This is a genomic window from Kitasatospora sp. NPDC051914, assembly GCF_040680995.1.
Taxonomy (GTDB): Bacteria; Actinomycetota; Actinomycetes; order Streptomycetales; family Streptomycetaceae; genus Kitasatospora.
The window spans coordinates 208,994-226,001 of record NZ_JBFAXX010000002.1 but is presented as its reverse complement, the minus strand read 5'-3'; the positions used below and the strand labels follow the sequence as shown (position 1 = coordinate 226,001).

Sequence of the window (17,008 nt, the reverse complement as noted above, 5' to 3'; positions counted from 1 at the left end):
GGAAGCCTGCTTCGAGATGAGCACTCCCACCTCCTTTGAGAGGGTAAGGCTCCCAGTAGACGACTGGGTTGATAGGCCGGATATGGAAGCCCCGTGAGGGGTGGAGTTGACCGGTACTAATAGGCCGAGGGCTTGTCCTCAGTTGCTCGCGTCCACTGTGTTGGTTCTGAAACCACGAACAGACAGGTGTCTGATTCACGGTTTCACAGTGTTTCGGTGGTCATAGCGCGAGGGAAACGCCCGGTCACATTCCGAACCCGGAAGCTAAGCCTCGGAGCGCCGATGGTACTGCAGGGGGGACCCTGTGGGAGAGTAGGACGCCGCCGAACAATCATTCAGAGAAGCCCCCTCCCCTTCGGGAGGGGGCTTCTCGCATTTCCGGACCCGAATCGGCCGGACAAATCCGAGCCGGATCAGTTCAGCTCGGGCAGGATCTCGGCAGCTGTCTCCAGTTGGACGTACTGCTCGTCGAGAGTCAGGCCGCCGAGGCGGAGGACCAAGTGGTGGGCGCCGGCGTTGGTGTACTCGCGCAACCGGGCTGCGACTTCCGCGCGTGGCCCGATGACCACGGCCTGGATCTTCCGGAGGTCGTCGAGGGGGAGGCCGTAGACGGCACGGGCGTATGCGTCCATGGCCTGGTGGGCACGTACGGGGTCGTCGTCGACCAGGACGGAGACGAAGAGGGCCGGTGTGATCGCCTCGGGAGGACGGCCGGCGACTGCGGCGGCGCGGTGGACGGTGTCGAGACCGGTGCGGTAGTCGGCCGGGTCGGGCGGATAGGGGAGCCATCCGTCGTAGTGGCGGCCGGTGCGGGCGAGAGCGGCGGGTGTGGCGCCGCCCAGCCAGATCGGCGGGCCGCCCGGGGTGTGCGGACGGACGGACGGCGGGACGTCCTCGAAGTGCAGGAGCTTGCCGTGGAAGGAGAACGGCTCGGTGGCCGTCCACAGACGGCACCAGAGCGAGACCGTCTCGTCCAGGCGGGTGAAGCGGTCCGGCCAGGGCACCTCGGAGAGCTCGTACAGGGGGCGGCCGAAGCGGCCGGGGAAGCCGGCGCCGACGGCGACGGTCAGGCGGCCGCCGGACAGCAGGTCGATCGAGGCCAGCGAGTGTGCTGCCTGGACGGGGCGGCGGAGGAAGGGCAGCAGGGCTCCCGTGCCGAGTTCGACGTGGCGGGTGACGGCCGCCAGCGCGGACAGCATGGTGAGTGCTTCGATCCGCGGGGTCAGGAGGGAGTCGTTGACGAAGAGCGAGGCGAACCCGAGCTCCTCGGCGCGCAGGGCGAAGGGGAGGAGCTCGCGCGGATCGGTGCCCTCGCCCCACTGGGCCTGCCCGGTCGGGAGGAGTACGCCGGCCTTGATGTCGTTCTGCATGCCGCCAGGCTCGCCCGCCCGCGGTATCGGCTCAATTCCCGAGAGGGAATGGCGCGGTGACGTACGGCTGCGGAGACTGGGGCCATGGACTTCCCGCAGGCACTGCGTGAGCGCCGGGCCCGCCGGCATCTGAGCCAGCTCGACCTGGCCCTGCGGGCGGGCACCACCCAGCGGCATGTGAGCTTCATGGAGAGCGGGCGCTCCGCCCCGGGCCGCAGGATGGTGCTGCGGCTGGCGGAGTCACTGGAGTTGTCGCTGCGGGAGAGCAACGACCTGCTACTGGCGGCCGGTTATGCGGCGGAGTTCGAGGAGAGTCCCTTGGACGCGGCGAGCCTCGTCCCCGTCCGGGAGGCGCTGGAACACGTGCTGGCCGGTCATCTCCCGTACCCCGCCGTGGTGGTGGACCGGCACGGCACCCTGGTGGCGGCCAATGCGGCGTTCCCCGTGCTGACCGAGGGGGCGGCACCCGAGCTGTGCGGACCGTCCGCCAATGTGTACCGGCTCGCCTTGCACCCACGGGGCATGGCACCGCGGATCGCCAACTTCGCCGAGTGGTCGCGACACATCCTGCTGCGGCTGGAACGGCGGGCGGAGCGCGGGGCGGACGGCCGACTGGCGGCGCTGCGGGAGGAACTCGGCGGGTACGTGCCGGCGGCCGCGACGGAGGGGGAGCCGACGGGGTTCGCCGTGCCGCTCCGACTGGAGTCGAGCCGCGGCCCGTTGCGGCTGATCACCACCGTGACCACCCTCGCCACGGCGGTCGATGTGACGCTCGCCGAGCTGATGCTGGAGGCGTTCCTGCCCGCGGACGGCGGGACCGCGCAGCGGCTCCGGGAGTTCGCGGAAGGAGCGGTGGCCGCAGCCGACGGTTGCAGTCAGAGCCGGCCGGCGGCCTTGAGCGCGAGGTAGGCGTCGGCGAGGGCCGGGGGCAGGGCGGCGGGCGGTGCATCGAGGACGGTCACACCGTGCCGGGTGAGGTGCTCGGCGGTGCGGCGACGGTCGGCCCTGGTCTGCTCGGCCGCCGCGGCCCCGTACACGGCGTCGAGGGTGCCGCGGCCGGCGGCCAGCTCGTCCAGTCGGGGGTCGGCCACGGAGGCCAGGACGACCTCGTGGCGCTTGGTGAGCAGCGGGAGTTGGGGCAGCAGGCCGTCCTCGGCGGCGCCGGCGTCCAGGCCGGTGAGCAGCACGATCAGCGAGCGGTGCGGGGCCATGCGCACGGCGGTGGCGGTGAGCGCGCGCAGGTCGGTCTCGACGAGGGCGGGCTCCAGGGTGGTCATCGCGTCGGTGAAGGCGGGGAGGACGTCGGTGGCGGAGCGGCCGACGACGGCGGCTCGCCGGACGCGGTCGTGGGCGAGCAGGTCGACACGGTCGCCGGCCTTGGTCGCGAGGGCGGTCAGCAGCAGGGCGGCGTCGAGGGCGGCGTCCAGGCGGGGGGCGTCGCCGACGCGTCCGGCGGAGCCGCGGCCGGTGTCCAGGACGATCAGGATGTGCCGGTCGCGTTCGGGCCGCCAGGTGCGGACGGCGACGGTGTTGCGGCGGGCGCTGGCCCGCCAGTCGATGGAGCGGACGTCGTCTCCCGGCAGGTACTCGCGCAGCGAGTCGAACTCGGTGCCCTGGCCGCGGGTCAGGACGGAGGTGCGGCCGTCGAGTTCGCGCAGCCGGGCGAGCCGGGAGGGCAGGTGCTTGCGGCTGGCGAACGGCGGCAGGGCGCGGAGGGTCCAGGGGACGTCGTGCGCGCCCTGGCGGGCCGCCAGGCCGAGCGGGCCGAACGAACGGACCGTCACCCGGTGGGCCCGGTGGTCGCCGCGCCGGGTCGGCCCGAGGACGGTGGTGAGCCGCCGCCGTTCCCCGGCCGGGACGGTGACGGTGTGCCGGGAGTTCTCGTACGAGCTGCCGGGGTGCCAGGCGGACGGTGCCCAGGCGTCCCTGACGAGGGCGCGGAGCGGGCGCCGGGAGGTGTTGGTGACGGTCAGTTCGATCTCGGCGGTGTCGCCGAGCCGGACCCGGGTGTCGCCGCCGCGGGCCAGCTGCAGGGTGCGGACGGGCGCGGCGAGGACCAGGTCGGCGGCAACGCCCAGCAGGACGAGCAGGGTGACGGTGCCGATCCCCGCCCAGGAGGGGACGACCAGGCCGACGACGAGCGCGCCGAGCGCGGCGAGCAGGGCGGTGCGGCCGGTCAGGGCCATGGGCGGGGCTCCTCGGGGTGTGCGGGGCGGCGGTCCGGACGCCGGGCTCCGGTGCGTGGCCGGGGCCGGGGAAGGCGGGGCGGGGTCAGCGCGGGGCGGGGGTCTGGGACAGGACGGCCTGGATCACCGAGTCGGCGGTGACGCCCTCCATCTCGGCCTCGGCCCGCAGCTGGATGCGGTGGCGCAGGGTCGGCAGGGCGAGCGCCTTGACGTCGTCGGGGGTGACGTAGTCGCGGCCGGCGAGCCAGGCCCAGGCCCGGGAGGTGCCGAGCAGGGCGGTGGCGCCGCGCGGGGAGACGCCGATGGACAGCGACGGCGACTGCCGGGTGGCCCGGCAGAGGTCGACGATGTAGGCGAGGACGTCAGGGGCGACGGTGACCTTGGCGATCTCCTCGCGGGCGGCGGCGATGTGGGCCGGCCCGGCGACCGGGCGGACGCCGGCGGCGGCGAGGTCGCGCGGGTCGAAGCCGGCGGCGTGCCGGGCCAGTACCTGGTACTCCTGGTCGCGGCCGGGAAGCGGCAGGACCAGCTTGAGCAGGAAGCGGTCGAGCTGGGCCTCGGGCAGCGGGTAGGTGCCCTCGTACTCCACCGGGTTCTGGGTGGCGGCGACCAGGAAGGGCTCGGGCAGCGGCCGGGGCTCGCCGTCGACGGTGACCTGGCGCTCCTCCATGGCCTCCAGCAGCGAGGCCTGGGTCTTCGGCGGGGTGCGGTTGATCTCGTCGGCGAGCAGCAGGTTGGTGAAGACAGGGCCGGGCTGGAAGGAGAACTCGGCGGTGCGGGCGTCGTAGACCAGCGAGCCGGTGACGTCGCCGGGCATCAGGTCGGGGGTGAACTGGATGCGCTTGGTCTCCAGGCTGAGCGCGGTGGAGAGGGTGCGGACGAGCAGCGTCTTGGCGACGCCGGGGACGCCCTCCAGCAGCACGTGGCCGCCGCAGAGCAGGGCGACGACCAGGCCGGTGACGGCCGCGTCCTGGCCGACCACGGCCTTGCCGATCTCGTCGCGCAGTGCGGTGAGCGCCGTGCGGGCGTCCACCGCGGCGGGGGCGGCGCCGGCGGGCGCGCCGGTCTTGGTGAGGGTCGTGCTGGCAGCGGGCTGCTCGGTCACGGCTGTCGTACCTGCCTTTCCAGGGCGTCGAGGTCGTCGGAGAGCCGCAGCAGCGCGGCGTCGTCGGTGGGCGGCTCGCCGTACAGCAGCGCGTGCAGGTCGGCGGACGGGCGGCCGATGCGGCCGGCGGCGGCCGCGCAGAGGGCGGCCGGGTCGGGCTCGCCGGCGGAGACCGGGACGCCGAGCACCGGGGCGATCCGGTGGCGGGCGGCGCGGCGCAGTGCGTCGGCGGCGTGGCCGCGGGCGTTCGCCCGGCGGTAGAGGCGGGCGCGGCCCTCGGTGGTCTCGGCGGCGCGGACGACGACGGGCAGTTCCTCGGAGACCACCGGGCCGAGCCGGCGGGCCCGCCAGGCGGCGGCCAGGGCCGCGGCGAGGGCGAGCTGCAGGGCGGCCCAGTTCCAGCCGGCCGGGACGTGGTCCAGCAGGCTGCGGCGGCCGGCCGTGGCAGGGGTGCCGGTGCTGTCGTAGTCGGGCAGGTACCAGACCAGGTGGGGCCGGGAGCCGAGCAGCCCGAGGGCGAGCGAGGCGTTGCCGTCCTTGGCGAGGCGCTGGTTGGTGAGCGGCCGGTCGGTGCCGAGGACGGCGGTCTGCCGCCCGGATCCGTCGGTGTGCAGGACGAGGGTCGGCCTGTTGTGCCGCGGGTAGCAGCCGGTGTCGCCGGGGGCCGGGTCGTAGAGGAGGCCGCCGAGTTCGGCGCTGCCGGCCGCGGTGGCCTCGGGGAGGCTGCACTGCGGCGGGGTGGACAGCTCGGAGGCGTAGTCGGGCAGGCCGTCGGCCGCCGTCGAGGTGCGGACACCGCGGGCGAAGGCGTCGAGCTGGGCGTCGTCCGGGGCGAGCAGGACCAGCCTGCTCCGCGGGCCGCGGTCGGCGGCGAGCCGGTCGAGCAGTGCCGGGTCGAGCAGGTAGGGGTCGGGCAGCACGACGGTGGTGTCGGCGGCGCCGAGGGCGGCGGTGAGCTCGGCCTCGCCCGCGGCGGTGCGAACGGTCACGCCCTCGCGCTCCAGCAGGCGGACGGCGGCGCGGGCGCCCTCCGGGTCGGGGGAGCGGGGGTCGAGCGGAGGCCAGGCGCTGCTGCCGCCGAGGCCGCCGACGAGCAGGCCGACGAGCAGCAGGAAGGCGGCGGCCAGCAGGTACCAGCGGGCGCGGCGCCAGCGGCGGCGCACGGGCACGGCCAGGCTCGTCCCGGGGGCCGTGCCGGCCGGCGCGCCGGGGTCGGCGGCCGTCCCGTCCGGGGTGCCGTCCTGGGCCTCGGCCGCGGGCGGTGCGGCGGTGGGCGGTGCGGTGGTCATGCGGCGGCTCCGCCGGTCGGGACGAGGACGGGACGGGCTGCCGCGAGGGCGCGGTCCAGCGCCAGCAGGCCGTCGTAGGCGGCCCGGTCGGCGGTGCGCTCGCCGTACACGACGTCGTCGAAGGTGCGGGCCGCGGAGGCGAGGGCGGCGGCGTGGTCGGGGAGGGCGCGGCCGGCCTCTGCGGCGGCCTCGTCGGCCGTCCGGCCGGGGCGGACGTCGAGCACCGTCCGCTCCTCCAGGGCACGCACCAGGGCGCGCATCTGCTCGCGGACGGCCTGCGGCCAGTCGCCGGCCGCGGCCCGGGCGGCGGCCTCGGCGCGGTGCTGGTCGGCGGTGCGCGGGCCGCGGTGGGCGAACAGCGCCTCGGTGCGGCCGGCCTCGCGGCGGGGCGTGCCGAGCCGCCACCACACGGCGGTGACCACCACGGCGGCCAGCAGCAGGGCGAGCACGGCGCCGGTGCTGCCGCCGGCCATGGACTCGCCGAGGTGCCCGAACAGCCTGCCGATCTGCTCGTCCAGCCAGTCCATGGCGCGCTGGGTCAGGCTCGGGTCGTGCCGGTGGTAGGCCGGGTTGAGCAGTTCGTCGCGGGCCGCGTCCCGCGCGGGCCCGCGCGGGACGGTGACCGGTGCACCCTCCGCGAGGACGCGCGGCAGCGCCCCCGGTTCCCCCCAGTACGGCATCGGCTCAGACTCCGGGGGAGGCCTGGTTGCCCGCCCAGCCGGCGGAGCCGTACTCGGGCAGGCCCGCGGCGCGGGCGAGCTCGATGTCGAGCGCCTCGCGGCGGATGCGCTGGTCGATGTAGAGCAGCACGTTGACGGCGGCGCCGAGCGGGATGGTGAACGTGGCGACGATGGTGCCGCCGATCGCGAGGATCAGCAGGCCGAGCGGCGGCAGGCCCATCACGAAGGGGTTGTCGGCGGTCGGGGCCTCGTCGCCGGCGACGGCGAGCGCGGCGAGCGAGAACGGCATCATCACCATGCCGGAGGCGACCGCGATGAGCACCCGGGTCAGCACGTTGATGCCGAACAGCCGCCACCAGGAGCCGCGCACCAGCCGCCGGGAGCGGGACATCGCGGTGAACACGCCCTGCCGCTCCAGCACCAGGGCGGGTGCGGCGAGGCTGAGGTCGATCCCGAGCCAGAGCGCCACCGGCACGGCCGCCAGCGTCAGGATCGCGCCGAGGGCGAGCAGGGTGTCGTTGAGGCCGTCGACGATGCCGAGCACCACCAGGGCGATGCCGGGGACGAACGGCCCGACGACGATCAGGAAGGTGAGCAGGGTGAGCCCGGTCAGGGCGGCCAGCCGCGGCCGGGCGGCCTTCCAGGCGTCCCCGAGCGCCACCGGTTGGCCGAGGACGGCCTTGCTCACCACCATCGTCAGCATGCCGACCGCGACGACGCCCAGCAGCAGCTCGACCGGCACCGGCCCGAGCATCGCGGTGAGCTCCGAGGCGTCGCCCGGCTGCTCGTAGGCCCACCACTCGCCGAGCGCCTGCAGCACCTGCTGCACGGCGGCCAGGCCGAGCGAGAGGGCGAGTGCCGTCCGCCAGTGCCTGCGGACGGTGGTGACCGCGCCGTCGAGGATCTCGCCGACGCCCAGCGGGCGCAGCGGGATGATGCCGGGCTTCGGGCTCAGCGGCACGCCCCAGCCGCCCTGCACGCCGGGGCCGCCGCCGTACTGGCCGGTACCGCCGGGTGCGCCGTACCGGCCCGCGTCGCGGCTCTGGCCCTGGTGGGGAATGCTGCCGTACGCTCCGCCGTACGGACCGGGGCCGCCTGCAGCGTCGCCGACGGCGCCGGGCGGCTGGTCGGCCGGCGGCCGGACGTCGTCGCGGGGCGGCTCGGGCGAACCGGGCGAGGCCCAGCCCGGGGTGTCGGTCATCAAAGCTCCTTGTCGGAGGCCCGGGGCTTCGTGGCCCGGGCCCGGACGTCGGGTCGGCGTCGGATCGGGTACGGCGTACGGCCGGAACTCGCTGCTGCGCCGCCCATCGTGCCATGGTGGCGCCGACGGCCCCAGGGGTATCCCGTTGCTGATCGACAACGGTCGGCAGGTACGGCCCCGACCGGGGTTTTTGCGGTGTTCTGCCCGGTTCGCAGCCCGCGTCGGGCGACCCCCCTGTCCGGGCTGTGGGGCAGGTCACAATCGGGTAATGAGAAGATGGAGTCATGAAGGGACGCGTCCTCGTCGTTGATGACGACACCGCACTGGCCGAGATGCTCGGCATCGTGCTGCGTGGTGAAGGATTTGAGCCGTTTTTCGTCGCCGACGGGGACAAGGCGCTAGCCGCGTTCCGGGAGACCAAGCCCGACCTCGTGCTGCTCGACCTGATGCTTCCGGGTCGCGACGGCATCGACGTCTGCCGTCAGATCCGGGCCGAGTCCGGCATCCCGATCGTGATGCTGACCGCGAAGACGGACACGGTGGACATCGTCGTGGGCCTGGAGTCCGGCGCCGACGACTACGTCACCAAGCCGTTCAAGCCCAAGGAGCTGGTGGCCCGGGTTCGCGCCCGGCTGCGCCGCGCCGAGGAGCCCACGCCCGAGCAGCTCACCATCGGCGACCTCGTCATCGACGTGGCCGGCCACTCGGTGAAGCGCGACGGCCGCGGCATCCCGCTGACCCCGCTGGAGTTCGACCTGCTGGTCGCGCTGGCCCGCAAGCCCTGGCAGGTGTTCACCCGCGAGGTGCTGCTGGAGCAGGTCTGGGGCTACCGCCACGCCGCCGACACCCGGCTGGTCAACGTCCATGTCCAGCGCCTGCGCTCCAAGATCGAGAGGGACCCGGAGCGCCCCGAGATCGTGGTGACCGTGCGCGGCGTCGGCTACAAGGCGGGGCCCAGCTGACGTGGGGCAGTTCGAAGCTGACGACTCCCCGTCGGGCATCGCACCCGGCGGGGAGGCTGCTGTGCGCGGAGACGTACTGAGTTCGACCACGGAGGGCCGGCGCAGGCGCCGCGGCCCCGCCGCGTTCTGCGCCCAGGTGATCCGTCAGTTCCGGCGGCCGGTGCGACGCCTGATCGCGCTGTACCGCCGCTCCATCCAGCTGCGCGTGGTCGCCGCCACGCTGCTGCTCTCCGTCGTGGTCGTGCTGGTGCTCGGCGTGGTCGTGGTCGCGCAGGTGCGCACCGGCCTGCTCGACACCAAGAAGCACGCCGCACAAGGCCAGGCGTTCGGCGGCTTCCAGATCGAGCAGGACAAGATCAACGAGGCGATCAACCTGCAGGCGAAGGCCGGCACCGGCACCGACCCCTCGCGGGACGAGGTCGGCACCTGGCTCATCAAGCAGGTCTCCGACCTCGCCAGCGGCGGCACCGGCGTCTACTCGGTGATCGCCCTGGTGCCCTCCACCGGCCAGCAGGAGAGCGCGCCCAGCGCGGCCCTGCGCGGCGCCTGGTACTCCGGCAACATCGTCCCCGACTCGATCAGCCAGGACCTGCGCGACGAGGTCGCCGCCGAACCCGGCACCCCGCACCAGCAGACCACCGAGATCCAGCGCTCCACCGACGACGGCAGCCCCTCGTACAACGAGCCCGGGCTGGTCATCGGCAAGCAGTTCACCGGCCCCGACGGCAACCCGTACCAGCTGTACTACGTCTTCTCCTTCGGACAGGAGACCAAGACCCTCGGCCTGGTCACCGGCACCCTGGCGACCGCCGGCGTGTTCGTGGTCATCCTGCTCGGCGGCATCGCCTGGCTGGTCGTCCGGCAGGTCGTCACCCCCGTGCGGATGGCCGCCGGGATCTCCGCACGGCTGGCCGCGGGCCACCTCGAGGAGCGGATGAAGGTGACCGGGACGGACGACATCGCCCGCCTCGGCGAGTCCTTCAACCGGATGGCCAACGCCCTGCAGGCGCAGATCCGGCAGCTGGAGGAGCTCTCCCGGGTGCAGCGCCGCTTCGTCTCCGACGTCTCGCACGAGCTGCGCACCCCGCTCACCACCGTGCGGATGGCCGCCGACCTGATCTACGACAGCCGCGACGACCTCGACCCGATGGCCGCTCGCTCCGCCGAACTGCTGCAGGACCAGCTGGACCGCTTCGAGTCGCTGCTCGCCGACCTGCTGGAGATCAGCCGCTTCGACGCCGGCGCCGCGATCCTCGACGCCGAGCCGGTCGACCTCCGGGAGATCGTGACCCGCGTGGTCGAGGCCGCCGACCCGCTGGCCCAGGCCAAGGGCAGTGCGGTGATCGTCCGCGGCGCGGAGAAGCCGGTCGTCGCCGAGGTCGACTCCCGGCGGATCGAGCGCATCCTGCGCAACCTGGTCGTCAACGCCCTGGAGCACGGCGAGGGCCGCGACGTCGTCGTCCGGCTCGGCACCGGCGAGGGCGCGGTCGCCGTCGGCGTCCGCGACTACGGCATCGGCCTCAAGCCCGGCGAGGCCTCCCGGGTGTTCCACCGGTTCTGGCGCGCCGACCCGTCCCGGGTGCGCACCACCGGCGGCACCGGCCTCGGCCTGTCCATCGCCGTCGAGGACGCCCACCTGCACGGCGGCTGGCTCCAGGCCTGGGGCGAGCCCGGCGGGGGATCGCACTTCCGCCTGACCCTGCCCCGCACCCGCGGCGGCGAGATCAGCCGGGCCCCGTTCCGGCTGGAGCCGGAGGACTCCCGGCACAACCGCGGCCTCGCCGCCCCCGGCGCGCCCTACCGCCGCGCCGTCCGCCCGACCGGCGCGACCGCGCTCACCGCGGCCGACGGCGCCGCCGACCAGGACGGTCCCGAGAGCCCCGACGGCGGGCAGTCCGGTTTCGGCAGCGGCCTCGGCGGCGTGCTGTCGATCGGCCCCGGACTGGGCCGCCCGCAGGCCGCACCCGTCGCCGACCCCTCGGACGTCCGGGCGGTGGCCTCGGGGTACGGTGCCACCGGGGCCCAGGTCGTCGTCGACTGCGGACCTGGCCGCCCGACACTCCCTCCCCAGGAGGGTCCGGACACCGCCGACACCGGGAGGCCCCAGCGTGCGAAGGACGAGCGGCGTGAGGGCTGAGCTGCGCTCCGCCCGGGCCGCCTGCGCCGCACTCGCCGTCCTGCTCGCCGCGGGCTGCGCCGCGATGCCCGCGGACGGCCCGCCCGAGCGGGTCGAGCTGCCGCAGGGCTCCGGCGCGGAGAACCTGCAGGTCCGGGTGTTCCCGGTGCCGCCGCACAAGGGCGAGGACCCGCGCGACCTGCTGGCCGGCTTCCTGGCCGCCTCCAACGCGGACGAGGCCAAGGACTACGAGACCGCGCTGAAGTACCTGACCGCCGACGCGGGCAAGCGGTGGAACCCGCAGGCGGGCGTCACCGTGCTCGCCGCCACCCTGCACCGGGACAAGACGGTCGTCGCCACCGACACCACCTCGATCACCGTGACCGGCAGCAAGGTCGCCGAGCTCGACGAGGACCACTCCTACCGGACGGTCTCCGACGAGGCGTACCAGCAGCAGTTCACCTTCGTGAAGGAGACCGAGGGCCCGGACAAGGGGGAGTGGCGGATCGACCGCCTCCCGGACGGCCTGATCGTCGATCAGACCAACTTCCGGAACTCCTACCGGGCGGTCCACCGCTACTTCTACGCCTCCTCCGACCCGTCGGCCGACGGCGCCACCCCGTCCGTCATGGTGCCCGACCCGATCTACCTGCGCCGCCGCACCGACCCGCTCACCGCGGCCGCCAAGGCGCTCGCCGCCGGGCCCTCGCAGTGGCTGTCGCCCGCGGTCTACTCGGCCTTCGAGGGCGTGCGCATCCAGGGCGCGGTGACGGTCAACGACAGCCGGGCCGCCGCGGTCCGCGTCGACGTCGCCGACTTCGGCGGCCGGCAGAGCGCCTGCAAGCAGATGGCCACCCAGCTCTTCCACACCCTGGCCGACCAGCAGGGCAAGGCCCAGCTCGACCGGGTCGACCTGTCCGGCGCCAAGGGCGGCTGCTCGGTCACCGCCTCCGAGGCCGCCGACTCCGCACCCGGCCGGCTCGCCGGCTCTGCAGGGGCCGCCCAGTACTACCAGGTCGACACCGGCCAGCTGCTCCTGCTGCAGGGCGACGGCCCGGGCCGCGCCGTCTCCGGCCCGCTCGGCCAGTCCGGCCAGCCGAAGATCGGCGAGGTCGCCGTCCGCCGCGACGGCACCGGCGCCGCCGCGATCGGCGCGGACGGCCGCTCCCTCTACGTGACCGGGTTCGGCGAGGCGGAGAAGCTCGGCGACCCGGTGATCACCAGTCACTCCACCCAGGCCGGGCAGGGCCTCGCCTCGCCCAGCTGGGACGGCCGGCAGAACCTCTGGCTGGTCGACCGCGACCCGGCCGCGCCGCAGGTCTACCTGGTGCGCGGGCGCAAGTCCGTCGCCGCCCAGGTCGACGGCCTGGCCGGCCGCACCGTCCAGGACGTGCGGGTCTCCTCCGACGGCGCCCGGATCGCCCTGGTGCTCAAGGACGGCTCCGGCCGGCGCTCGCTGCAGATCGGACTGGTGGTGCACGAGGGCACGAGCGGCTCGCCGCGGGCCCGCATCACCGGCCTGCGGCCGGTCGCCCCGCTGCTCACCGATGTCGCCTCGGTGTCCTGGGCCGACACCGACCAGCTGCTGGTGCTCGGCAAGGAGCAGGGCAAGCTCCAGCTGCTCAACTACGTGGGCACGGACGGCTCGCAGTCCAGTGACTCCCCGCTGCAGGGCGGCGAGTCGATGACCACGGTGTCCTCCGCCGAGAGCCGCACGGGCGAGAGCGTGCCGCCCGTCCTGGCGTACTCCAGCGACCACCGGATCTTCCGGCTGCAGGGCAACCAGTGGCGCGAGGTCGCGCTGCAGGGCCACCCGGCCGCCTCCTTCGGCTACCCGGGCTGACGCACGGGCCCAGCGCCCCTGAGCGACCCTCTTCGAGGGTTACCGGCCCAGCCCGATCGAGGCCGCCCGGCGGGCGGTTGCTGCCACGGTGGCGGCGGCCCGGGGCGGGCAGCCGGCTGCCCGTAGGGCGCGGGCGGCTTCGGCGAGGCTGGCCCCGGTGGTCACCAGGTCGTCCACCAGGACGACCGGCCGGCCGTGCAGGAGTGCGACGGTGCGCGGCCGGACCGTGAGCGCGCCGTGCAGGTTGCGGTGCCGTTCGGCGGCCGACAGCCCGGCCTGGTCGGCCACCCGGCGGGCGTGCCGCAGCACCGGTGCGACCCGTGCCGGCCGGCCCGCCCGGCGGAGCTCCCGTGCGGCCGCCCGGGCCAGCCGCAGCGCCGGATCGTGCCCGCGCTCCCGGACCGACCGGCGCGTGGAGGGCACCGGGACGAGCAGCAGGGGTGCGCCCGGCGCACCGGGGGCGCCTGCCGCGTCCGCGGAGCGTACGGCTGCCGCGAGCGCCGATCCGAGCGGCCGTGCCAACCGCAGGGCGCCGCGCTCCTTGTGGGCGATCAGCAGGTTCCGCACCGGCCCGCCGTACGGCGTGGCGGCGTGCACCGGCGGCAGCCCGTCCGGCGGCGGCTCGGGCCCGGCCGGTCCGGCCGCCGCGCAGGTCAGCAGCGCCCGGCAGGCGGGGCAGAGCTGGCCGGCGCCTTCGCCGCAGCCCGCGCAGCGGGCGGGCAGCAGCAGGTCGAGCAGGCCGCCGAGGAGGCCTGCGGTGCGCGGCGCGGTCACGGACGCCTCCCGTGGCACACGGAGCACGTATGACGTGCACGAATGGGACACCGGACGGTGCCGCAAGTGTCGTGCGGCCCCTTGCCGGGGTACGGACTGCGCCATACGGTGGGCGCCACGGAGCGTGTTGTCCAGCTGTTAACCGGTGTTTCACTCCATGGGAGGTAAACAATGGGTGACAGCCGTACAGCCGGTCCGGTCTCGCCATGGTGTTCGACTGGGGAGGCGGAATCCCCGAGCGAGGTGTTCCATAAGGCACACAGGGGGTTTCAAGCGCTCCTGGTGGGGAGGAAGTGAGGTGAGGGCCAGTCGAGTTCGCCGCTCCCGGCGAAGGTGGGGGGCTGGTGGCGGATTGACTGGTCCGGCTGGGTCTCAGTCCGGTCCGGGTGCGTTCCGGATCGGCGACAGCACAAGGGATCGGAGTTCTGCGTGGACATCGTCGTCAAGGGCCGCAAGACCGAGGTGCCCAAGAGGTTCCGCGAGCACGTGGCCGAGAAGCTGGAGAAGGTCCAGAAGTTCGACGGCAAGGTGATCAGCCTCGACGTCGAGGTGTCCAAGGAGCACAACCCGCGCCAGGCCGACCGGTCCGAGCGGGTCGAGATCACTCTCCGTACCCGCGGCCCGGTGATCCGGGCCGAGGCCGCCGCGAGCGACCCGTACGCGGCGCTCGACCTGGCCTCGGCGAAGCTCGACGCGCAAATGCGGAAGTCCGCCGACCGGCGCCGGGTGCACAAGGGCGGCAACGGCCGCACCCCCGTCAGCGTCGCAGCGGCGACGGCCGCCCTGGCCGCGCTCCCCTCGACCGAGCAGACCGAGGGCCCGGTCAACGGGGCGGCCCGCAAGACCATGATGGGCTCTCTGGAGGTGGAGGGCGACGGACCGCTCGTCGTCCGCGAGAAGACGCACCCCGCCGCGCCGATGTCGCTGGACCAGGCGCTGTACGAGATGGAACTGGTCGGCCACGACTTCTTCCTGTTCGTGGAGAAGGACAGCGGCCTGCCGAGCGTGGTGTACCGCCGGCACGGCTACCACTACGGCGTCATCCACCTGAAGGAGGACGCGACGGCCGTCGGCGGAGGCGCCGGCGGTGCGATCAACGGACCGGACGAGGACTGATCCCGTCCCGCTCCGGCAGCACGACAGATCGATCGACCGGGTGACCCCGGCGGCCCTGCCGCCGGGGTCACCCAGCTGGGCGGACCGGTCTCGGAGGGTGATCAACGCCGCTGCGGTCATGGAATGATGGAGCCGACATCAACCGGCGACCGGGGGAGGAGCGGATGGGCGAGCCCATCAGCCGTGGTGCGGAGGTCGGCCTGGCGGGCGGCGGGTCGGGCGGCCCCCCGGCGTACCGGGCGGAGCCGATCAGGGTGCTGGTGGTGGACGACCACGCGCTGTTCCGCCGCGGCCTGGAGATCGTGCTCGCCGAGGAGGAGGACATCAAGGTCATCGGCGAGGCGGGGGACGGCGCGGAGGCCGTGCTCAAGGCCGCCGACCTGTTGCCGGACATCATCCTCATGGACGTCCGGATGCCGCGCCGCAGCGGGATCGAGGCCTGCACCGCGATCAAGGACGTGGTGCCCAGCGCCAAGATCATCATGCTGACGATCAGCGACGAGGAGGCCGACCTCTACGAGGCCATCAAGGCCGGCGCGACCGGCTACCTCCTCAAGGAGATCTCCACCGACGAGGTCGCCACCGCCATCCGCGCGGTCGCCGACGGCCAGTCGCAGATCAGCCCCTCGATGGCGGCCAAGCTGCTCACCGAGTTCAAGTCGATGATCCAACGGCGCTCCGACGACCGGGAGTTGGTGCCCGCACCGCGGCTCACCGACCGGGAACTGGAAGTGCTCAAGCTGGTCGCCACCGGGATGAACAACCGGGAGATCGCCAAGGAGCTCTTCATCAGCGAGAACACCGTGAAGAACCACGTCCGCAACATCCTGGAGAAGCTGCAACTGCACTCCCGGATGGAGGCCGTGGTCTACGCGATGCGCGAGAAGATCCTCGAAATAGGCTGACCCGGGCCCGGCCCGCCGGCCGGGGCCTCAGAGCAGCTTCTCCAGGGCCGGGCGCAGCCCCTCGTCCGCCAGCCGCTCCACCCGCACCGCGTCGCAGCCCACCCAGGCCGCCGCCTCGCGCAGCGCCTCGGCCAGCGGCGCCACGAACTTCGGCCCCTCCAGCGAGACCTGACGTGCCACCAGGGTGCGGCCCTCGCGTGCCGGGTCGACCCGGCCGACCAGCCGGCCGCCCGCCAGCAGCGGCATGGCGAAGTACCCGTGCACCCGCTTGTGCTTGGGCGTGTACGCCTCCAGCCGGTGCGTCATGCCGAAGATCCGCTCGGTGCGGGCGCGGTCCCAGATCAGCGAGTCGAAGGGTGAGAGCAGGGTCGTGCGGTGCCGGCCGCGCGGCTCGGAGGCCAGCGCCGCCGGATCGGCCCAGGCCGCCGCCGCCCAGCCCTCGACCTGCACCGGCACCAGGCCGGAGGCCTCGATCACCGACTCCACCTGGGTGCCCTTGAGGCGGTGGTGGTCCATCAGGTCGGCTCGCGTCGCCACCCCGAGTGCGGCGCCCGCCTGGGCGACCAGCCGGCGCAGGCACTCCTCGTCGGAGAGGTCCTGGCCGTACAGCTCCGCCGGGACGGCCTGCTCGGCCAGCTCGTAGACCCGTTTCCAGCTGCGCCGCTCGGTGCACACCACGTCGCCGAAGGCGAGCGCCCGCTCCACCGCGATCTTGGTGTCGGACCAGTCCCACCACTCGGCGGTGCGCTTGGCGCCGCCCAGCCCCGTCGACGTCAGCGGCCCCTCGGCCCGCAGCTTGTCCAGCACCGCCCGGTACGTCTCCGGCGGGACCTGGTGGCCCCAGAGGTTGCCGCGGCCGCGGTAGGCGCGGCGCCGGAAGGCGAACAGCGGCCACTCCTCGATCGGCAGGATGCACGCCGCGTGCGACCAGTACTCGAACGTCGTCTCCGAACCCCAGTACGCGCCCTCCACCGCGGGGCGCCCCACGGCGCCGAGCCGTGCGTAGGGGACCAGTTCGTGCGAGCGGGCCAGCACCGAGATGGTGTCCAGCTGGACGGCGCCGAGGTGGCGCAGCACGCCGCGGACCCCGCCGCGGCGGTCCGGGGCGCCCAGTAGCCCCTGGGCGCGGAGGGCGATCCGGCGGGCCTGGTCGGCGGAGAGCATGACGGTCATGCCGGGCAGCGTAGGCCCTGCCACTGACAACCGGCCGGGGCCGCGGACGACCGGTCGCCGCCGACCGGCCCCGGCCGCCGGGAACCTGTGCGACCCGCCGGGGGTTGACCGGAAAGAGGAGGCACGGGTTGACCGTTTTGTCCCGGGGCCGGTGCTTCGCAGCGCTTTGCCCCTCCGGGTGACACAGGAATACCGTGCTGACGGACCTCCCGGCGGCTTGGCCTCCTCGCATACGATGGCCCGTACGGTGGGGTAGGTCTCGCCGATTGTCATCCAGAGCCGATCCAG

General features: G+C 74.2%; 14 protein-coding genes and 2 rRNA genes. 8 read left to right on the top strand and 8 right to left on the bottom strand.

The genetic code is table 11. The features are described from left to right. Window positions 1–140 (top strand): 23S ribosomal RNA (locus tag AB0M03_RS03130); the annotation flags it as partial. A gap of 72 nt (window positions 141–212) precedes the next feature. Further along, window positions 213–329: ribosomal RNA gene (rrf, locus tag AB0M03_RS03125) — 5S ribosomal RNA — on the top strand. Between the two features lie 84 nt (window positions 330–413). Here the strand turns inward: rrf and AB0M03_RS03120 are convergent. After that, entirely contained in the window at window positions 414–1,370 is a 957-nt protein-coding gene (locus tag AB0M03_RS03120; protein ID WP_363487747.1) for an LLM class flavin-dependent oxidoreductase, read from the bottom strand. A gap of 84 nt (window positions 1,371–1,454) precedes the next feature. Between AB0M03_RS03120 and AB0M03_RS03115 the strand changes: the two genes are divergently transcribed. After that, window positions 1,455–2,279 (top strand): helix-turn-helix transcriptional regulator, encoded by an 825-nt coding sequence (locus AB0M03_RS03115; RefSeq protein WP_363487745.1) that lies wholly within the window; start codon window positions 1,455–1,457, stop codon window positions 2,277–2,279. Here AB0M03_RS03115 and AB0M03_RS03110 read toward each other — a convergent pair. The 5 genes from AB0M03_RS03110 to AB0M03_RS03090 form a co-directional block, all read right to left on the bottom strand. After that, window positions 2,246–3,556: a DUF58 domain-containing protein gene (locus AB0M03_RS03110; protein ID WP_363487743.1), complete on the bottom strand. Its 1,311-nt coding sequence runs from the start codon at window positions 3,554–3,556 to the stop codon at window positions 2,246–2,248. The two genes, AB0M03_RS03115 and AB0M03_RS03110, sit on opposite strands and share 34 nt — an antisense overlap. 85 nt (window positions 3,557–3,641) lie before the next feature. After that, window positions 3,642–4,589 carry a MoxR family ATPase gene (locus AB0M03_RS03105; protein WP_363487783.1) on the bottom strand — a complete coding sequence of 316 codons (948 nt, stop codon included), beginning with the start codon at window positions 4,587–4,589 and terminating at the stop codon, window positions 3,642–3,644. A 68-nt stretch (window positions 4,590–4,657) separates the two neighbouring features. After that, a complete protein-coding gene (locus tag AB0M03_RS03100) occupies window positions 4,658–5,950 on the bottom strand; it encodes a DUF4350 domain-containing protein (protein ID WP_363487741.1) in 1,293 nt (430 codons plus the stop codon). After that, window positions 5,947–6,630, bottom strand: coding sequence for a DUF4129 domain-containing protein (locus tag AB0M03_RS03095; RefSeq protein WP_363487739.1), 684 nt, complete (start codon window positions 6,628–6,630; stop codon window positions 5,947–5,949). The genes AB0M03_RS03100 and AB0M03_RS03095 overlap by 4 nt, the downstream gene beginning before the upstream one ends. A 4-nt stretch (window positions 6,631–6,634) precedes the next feature. Then, window positions 6,635–7,831: a hypothetical protein gene (locus AB0M03_RS03090; RefSeq protein ID WP_363487736.1), complete on the bottom strand. Its 1,197-nt coding sequence runs from the start codon at window positions 7,829–7,831 to the stop codon at window positions 6,635–6,637. Between the two features lie 284 nt (window positions 7,832–8,115). Between AB0M03_RS03090 and mtrA the strand changes: the two genes are divergently transcribed. The 3 genes from mtrA to AB0M03_RS03075 all read left to right on the top strand — a co-directional run bounded on the left by mtrA (window position 8,116) and on the right by AB0M03_RS03075 (window position 12,752). Beyond that, window positions 8,116–8,793 (top strand): MtrAB system response regulator MtrA, encoded by a 678-nt coding sequence (gene mtrA, locus AB0M03_RS03085; RefSeq protein ID WP_363487734.1) that lies wholly within the window; start codon window positions 8,116–8,118, stop codon window positions 8,791–8,793. A 136-nt stretch (window positions 8,794–8,929) separates the two neighbouring features. After that, the gene (mtrB, locus tag AB0M03_RS03080) at window positions 8,930–10,930 is read left to right on the top strand and encodes an MtrAB system histidine kinase MtrB (protein WP_363487781.1); all 2,001 of its coding nucleotides are present in this window, start codon (window positions 8,930–8,932) and stop codon (window positions 10,928–10,930) included. Beyond that, window positions 10,920–12,752 (top strand): LpqB family beta-propeller domain-containing protein, encoded by a 1,833-nt coding sequence (locus tag AB0M03_RS03075; RefSeq protein ID WP_363487732.1) that lies wholly within the window; start codon window positions 10,920–10,922, stop codon window positions 12,750–12,752. Before mtrB ends, AB0M03_RS03075 begins: the two co-directional genes overlap by 11 nt. A gap of 39 nt (window positions 12,753–12,791) precedes the next feature. On the opposite strand, the gene AB0M03_RS03070 is transcribed toward AB0M03_RS03075, so the two are convergent. Further along, complete coding sequence (locus AB0M03_RS03070; RefSeq protein ID WP_363487779.1) at window positions 12,792–13,478, bottom strand: phosphoribosyltransferase family protein; 687 nt, start codon at window positions 13,476–13,478, stop codon at window positions 12,792–12,794. 477 nt (window positions 13,479–13,955) lie between these two features. Between AB0M03_RS03070 and raiA the strand changes: the two genes are divergently transcribed. Together raiA and AB0M03_RS03060 are read left to right on the top strand one after the other, a co-directional pair. Further along, entirely contained in the window at window positions 13,956–14,642 is a 687-nt protein-coding gene (gene raiA, locus AB0M03_RS03065) for a ribosome-associated translation inhibitor RaiA (protein WP_363487730.1), read from the top strand. A 164-nt stretch (window positions 14,643–14,806) separates the two neighbouring features. Then, window positions 14,807–15,547, top strand: a complete 741-nt coding sequence (locus tag AB0M03_RS03060; protein WP_363487728.1) for a response regulator transcription factor — start codon at window positions 14,807–14,809, stop codon at window positions 15,545–15,547. A gap of 27 nt (window positions 15,548–15,574) precedes the next feature. On the opposite strand, the gene AB0M03_RS03055 is transcribed toward AB0M03_RS03060, so the two are convergent. After that, window positions 15,575–16,720, bottom strand: a complete 1,146-nt coding sequence (locus AB0M03_RS03055) for a crosslink repair DNA glycosylase YcaQ family protein (protein ID WP_363487726.1) — start codon at window positions 16,718–16,720, stop codon at window positions 15,575–15,577. Between the last annotated feature and the right edge of the window lie 288 nt (window positions 16,721–17,008).